The 5,465-nt window shown below is 71.0% G+C and carries 2 protein-coding genes and 1 pseudogene; 1 reads left to right on the forward strand and 2 read right to left on the reverse strand.

The window, feature by feature from the left end; translation table 11 throughout:
- Positions 1-443: 443 nt before the first annotated feature.
- Positions 444-833, reverse strand: coding sequence for a hypothetical protein (locus VIW71_RS17320; protein WP_331623222.1), 390 nt, complete (start codon positions 831-833; stop codon positions 444-446).
- A gap of 72 nt (positions 834-905) precedes the next feature.
- Positions 906-4,886: a tetratricopeptide repeat protein gene (locus tag VIW71_RS17325; protein WP_331623224.1), complete on the reverse strand. Its 3,981-nt coding sequence runs from the start codon at positions 4,884-4,886 to the stop codon at positions 906-908.
- A 348-nt stretch (positions 4,887-5,234) separates the two neighbouring features.
- Here VIW71_RS17325 and VIW71_RS17330 point away from each other — a divergent pair.
- Positions 5,235-5,465, forward strand: a pseudogene (locus tag VIW71_RS17330) (hypothetical protein); the annotation flags it as partial.

Below are 5,465 nucleotides of genomic sequence, written 5' to 3' on the forward strand. Positions count from 1 at the left end.
GCGTTAACCGTCGACGGCGCGCGCGAGCCTGGCAGCCGCCCACTGGCACCGCTCTCAAGCTGATCCGCCTGTCCGCGGTATCGCGCCGCCCGGTCGCAGAAGAGCACCGTGGCGACCACCAACCGGGGCCGACGTCCATTCGACAACCCGTTACCCCAGCCCGACCAGCGCGGCTGAGTGCCGAGCAGACATGACGCCCGGGCGCGATGCGATCAGGAGGCGTACATCCCCCGGCCGTGGTCGGCTGGGGACGTATGCGCCCGGCGCGGTCAGGCCAGTTCCAGGGTCCAGTGGAACTCGGGCCTGTCGCGGTCGTACCTCCCGTTGAAGGGCTTCATGCCGAGGTTGGCGGAGTTGGTCGGCTGCTTGGTGGTCAGGGCGCCTGCTGCCTCAAGAGCGGGACTGCGGCCTGTCGATCAGACCGCAGTCCCGGGTGGCTGGGGTCAACCGGCAGTAGTCGGCCCGTTCGGTTCGGGGGATGCCGCGTCGAGAGTCTCGTTCACGGCGATGCTGACGATCCGCGCGTGCTCTTCGGCAGTGAGCGAAGCCGGAAGGGCGTCCGTCCGCTCCAACTGGACCAGGACGGTCCGGACGACCACTTCACGGCTCGGTTCGGCGGTCCGCTTCCGGAGGTCCTGGTAGACGCTCCACCCGAAAGCAGCAGCGCTGACGATGAGCGAGCCGGCGGCGATCGGGTCGAGGTACCGGTCGGGGTGACGGGTGGACCCGCGGAACTGCAGCACGGCCTCGACGTCGGCGGCGAGGGAGGGGGTGCGGGGAGTGGTGAGGCGTCGGGCCGCAGCCCGTGCGCCCGCTTCGATCGGGTCGGTCATGGTGCGCGAACTCCTCGGGTGGTGTTGGGCGGGGCGCGCGGCGGCCGGTTCGGCCCCGCGTGTGGTAGGTGGTCAGGCCTTGGCGTACTTCCGGACCGCTCGGGGCAGCCGACGGCCGGTGACGGCCCGCCAGGCCCGCTCCAGTGCCGGGACGCCGAGGCGGCGGGTCAGCATACGGAGGAGGGCGGTGGCGGGGGCGGTGGCGGGGTGCGGGAACTCGTCGAAGCAGGTGATGCTGGCCACCATGTGGGTGAGGGCCTCACCGTGGCGGCTCTGCGCCTGGGCGAGCAGGCCGAGCAGAAACAGCGATCGGGATTTCGCGAGCGGGTTCCCGAGCTCGTGGGCGAGTTCGAGGGATTTGCGGCACCACCGCTCGGCCTCCTCCGAGCGGCCTCCGCTGAGGGCGGCAGTGCTCCGGAAGTAGTAGGTGGACCACAGTCCCGGCCGGTCGCCGATGGCCATCAGGGTGTCCATGGCCTGGGCGTGCCATTTCTCGGCCATGTCCAGGTCCCCACGCAAGGCGGCCACGACGCCGAGTTGCTGGTGGACGGCGGCGGCGCCGTCGTCGTCATTGATGATCCGGTGGATCTCTAGGGCTTTGTTGAGCCATGCCTCGGCTTCGGGAAGCCGTCCGCGCATGCGTGCCAGCGTGCCCAGATGGTGGTAGCTGAGGGCTGTCTCCCGACGGCTGCCCAGCTCCTCAAAGATGGCCAGCGCTTTCATCGACCACGTCTCGGCCGCCGCGAACTGGCGGGTCTCGAGGGCCACGATCGTGAGTTGTTGGTACAACGAGCCAATGGCGTTGCGATCGTTCATCTCCAAGGCGATGGCCATCGCGCGCAGGTAGTGCGCACACGCCTGCGCGAACTGCCCGTGCTCCTGGGCGAGGACGCCAAGTTGCCCCTCGGTGATGGTGATCCGCTGCGAGTCACCGAGTTGCTCGAACGCGCTCCGAGCCTGCCCGAGCAGCAGTTCCGCCTCCTCCCGTCGGCCGAGGCGGTTGGCGACGATGCTGAGGTCCGCCCGGACGAGGGTGATCCGCTTCTCCAGCTTCAGCCACTCCAGCAGTTCGAGCGCCCGGAGGTACCAGGTCCTGGCCTCCGTCCACTGCCCCCGCTCCATGGCGACCCTGCCGAACTGGTGGTACGAGGTGGCGCGGTGGTCGGCCCGGTCGCGGCCCGGCGGCAGTGCTTCGACGGCTCGGTGGATGTCCTGGAAGGTCCGCTCGGCCTGATCGCACAGACCTTGGCGGAGTTCCCGGTGCCCCTCCGCGCTGACCAGCACCACCCACAGCTTCCCGGCGTCGGTGAGGAGTCCGGGCGCGGTGCCGTCAGGCTCCTCGAGGAGCAGCCGGACCCGGTCGACCCAGCCCCGTGCCTCGGTGTAGAGGCCGCAGAGGCTCCAGTAGTCGTCGAGCGGGCAGACGATGTCGTACGCCTGCTCCCAGAGGCCGTGGTCCAGCGCGTGTCCGAGCAGGTGGCCCATTGCGGGCTGCAGCTTTTCGAGCGAGGAGACGGCTTCCCCGGAGTCGCCCTCGTAGAGTTCGGCCTTAATGGTGTCGCAGTAGTAGGCCACGACGTCGACCGCGGCACGCAGGGCGGCCGCCCGCTGGTCGGTGAAGTCCGACTCCTCAGCACGCCATTGGGCGAGCAGGTAGGCCGGAAGCGAGGGGTGGTAGCGGAAGGACCCGGCGGTCTCGGTGAGCAGACCGATGCCGGCGGCCCGTTCCAGTAACTTCCGCCAGTCCATCCTGGTGCGGTCCTCGAAGCGGGCGGGGACGTCCTTGTGCACGGACAGGAGCGCCAGCAGCGCGGTGTCGATCGTGCCGTGGAGCAGCGTGATGACGGCCAGTGCGCGTCGGTCCGGCTCGGGCAGCTGGGAGAGCGAGTAGGCGATGCTCGCCGCGAGCGAGTCGCCGCGTGCTCCTGCCCCGTCGCCCAGGAAGCCGCCTCCGGCCGGGAGCCGCGCCGCTCCCTCGGTGAGCGCGTCGAGCATCTCCCTCGGCTCGCGGGTGTCGAGCATGGGGAGGATGAGGCGCATGCTCAGCGGATGCCCGTCCAGCCACGTCATCAGGTCAACGAAGATGCGCTGCTCGCGCTTGCGGGCGGTGCCGGGATAAGCGGCGAGGAGTTGATCGGCGTACTCCACCGCCTCTTCCGGCTCCAGGCACGGGACCTCGATCCGCAGGGGGACGGGGCCGAGCCAGTCTTCGGGGGTGCGGCTGGTGAGGACGATCGCGCTGCGTCCGCGGGCGGCGACGCCTTCGAGGAAGCCGCGGAGTTCGGCGCGCTCGGCCTCGGAGAGTCTCGGGGCGGCTCCCTCGGGGTCGGGCATCGTGTAGGCGGACTCCACGTTGTCCCACAGGAGCAGCAGGTCGCGCTGCGCGAGCGCCTCCTCGACGGCGGCTCTGCGCTCGGCCGGGCCGAGCACGCCGAACCGGTCGGCGTCGAACAGGCGCCGCCCGATCCGGTCGATCACGCCCGGAAGGCCGAAGGAGGCGAGACCGGGTTCGAAGGAGTGCATGATCACCTCCTCCGGTCCGGCCACTGCCCCGGTGTCCCGGCACCATCGGCCGAATGCCTTCGCCAATTCCGTTTTGCCGACGCCCGCGGTGCCGTGAAGGACGACCACGTGGCGCAGTCGGGCAGCCACGTCCAGGCGGAGCAGCAGACCGTCGCGCCCGATGAACTCTCCGACCAGTGCTGTCCCGTCGGCATCCTCGTGGGCCGGGGGATGCGTCTTGGCGTCGGAGACGGTTGCCCTGGCGGCAGCCCGGGTGACGCGGTCCACGGCGCGGTCCAGGATGCGGGCGTAGGGGTCTGGGTCCGCTCCAGCGGCCGGGCGGCCGGCGTGCATGTCCGGCAGGACGACCTCGCTGCTGCTGTACAGGACGGGCACCATCCAGTCGGCAAGCGGAAGTTGGCCCACAGGGGACGGACGCCCGTCCCGCACCGCGAGTTGTCGGCGACCGGCCGCCACGGCCTCGGACACCCGGTCCCCGGTGAAAAGGCGCTCGTAGAACGCTGCCATGAATTCCGCGGCGGCCACCGTGTACACGCTGTACGCCATGGCCAGCACCGCGCCGGCACCCTCTTGCAGCAGGCGGGTCGCCACCGTCGCCTCCACCTGTGCCGCCAAGGTGGCCGACTGGCAGGCGTTGAGGACCACCAGCGGCACCTGGGCGGCGGCCAGCACTCTGGCGACCCGTTCTGCCGACACCAGCTCCGCGCCGCCACCGGGCCGCTCAAAGGTGAGCAGGCCGCGCGGCCCGGGGCCGTGGAACGTCAGCGGGCTCCGACGGCCACTCCTCGGGCCAGCGGAGGTGGTCCGCGCACCACCCGCGTCGGCCTCTCCGAGGGAGCCGTGGCCATCGAAGTGCACGATGTGGTACGGGCGGCCCTCGTCGTGCGCCTGGCGCAGCACCTGCCCGAGCCGATCGAGTGTCGGCGGCCGCAGAACCACCAGTTCCACCCGGTCGCGTACCGGAGCGAGCCGCTCCAGCAGGGGACGAGCGATCGTCCGGTAGCCGACGTCGGCCGGGCCGTCCGGCCGCGCGATGACCATCAGCACACGCAAGCGTGAACCGCCGGTCTCGACGACCCGGCCCAGCCGTTCCGTCAGCAGGCTGCGGGTCACGGCCACCCCGTCCAGCACCAGCGGCGACGGCCGCCCTGGATCTGTCATCAGTTCCCAGGGCAAGGCGAGCAGTTGCGCGGAGTCAGAGCGGATCACGATCTCCAGGGCGCCGCCCGGGGAGCGGGCGCGAAGGTAGGAGTCCCTGGCGGGCCCGGAACCGAACAGTGCGGCGAACACCTCGATGCCCCACCGGCGTAGCCGCTCGGCGATGTCCGGTCCGCGTTCGCCGTAGACCCCGAAGGGAGCTCGCAGGTAGTCCTCCAAGTACCAGCGCAGCTCCTCGAGTTCCTCGGCAACCAGCGGCCAGCGCAATGGGTCCGTCTGGACGGCGGGCGCTGGGTGCGGTTCACCGGCGGGCCATCGCGCCACGGACATGCGGCCATCGGCGCACAGGTCCAGCACCAGACGTTCGACCATGGTCACCCCCTCTATGGGAAACAGAGTGGCCCCCCGGCCGCTCTGGTTCCGCAGCAGAGGATAGGCGAGCACTGTTCGGCCGCGCGCCGGATTGACCGGGCACCCGACCCGCAGATCATCAACGTAAGGTTTCTCCTTCCGCCTCTTTCAGGGTGCCCATCACCGGTGGAGCTGGGTGATGGTCAGCCCGGTCCGCGTGAGCGTCGCCTGCGCCATGCCGTCCAGGGTCTGGACCTTCGCGTGGGCGTTGCGGCGGTCGGACAGTCGCATGTGGACCGTGAGCCCCTCGCGGGGCAGAGGTGAAGTCGACGGGGTCGGCGGGCAGGGCAGGAACAGCACGTTCCGGCGGTGCGCTTCGATCGCGGCGCGCAGGACGCCGACGAGGACGCCGGGCGGAGGGCTTCGGCCTGGGTGGCGGAAGTGCCGGCGAACGAGCGGCGGTCGGTGGCCCTGGCCGGGTGCGGTGGGCAGGGAGCGGCCCGGCCCCCCTGCGAACCCTGCAGCGGGGCCACCAGCCCCCGGGAACCGGTGGTGCAGGCACCCCGTCCCATCCGGCAAGCGCGCACCCTCGCGGCGCCC

Origin of the sequence: Streptomyces sp. (genome assembly GCF_036524955.1) — a bacterium.
Classification (GTDB): Bacteria; Actinomycetota; Actinomycetes; order Streptomycetales; family Streptomycetaceae; genus Actinacidiphila.

What these genes read in the sequence shown, in the direction of transcription:
- VIW71_RS17320 (WP_331623222.1), bottom strand. Translation starts at nt 833, where the DNA reads ATGACCGACCCGATCGAAGCGGGCGCACGGGCTGCGGCCCGACGCCTC.
- VIW71_RS17325 (WP_331623224.1), bottom strand. Translation starts at nt 4,886, where the DNA reads ATGGTCGAACGTCTGGTGCTGGACCTGTGCGCCGATGGCCGCATGTCC.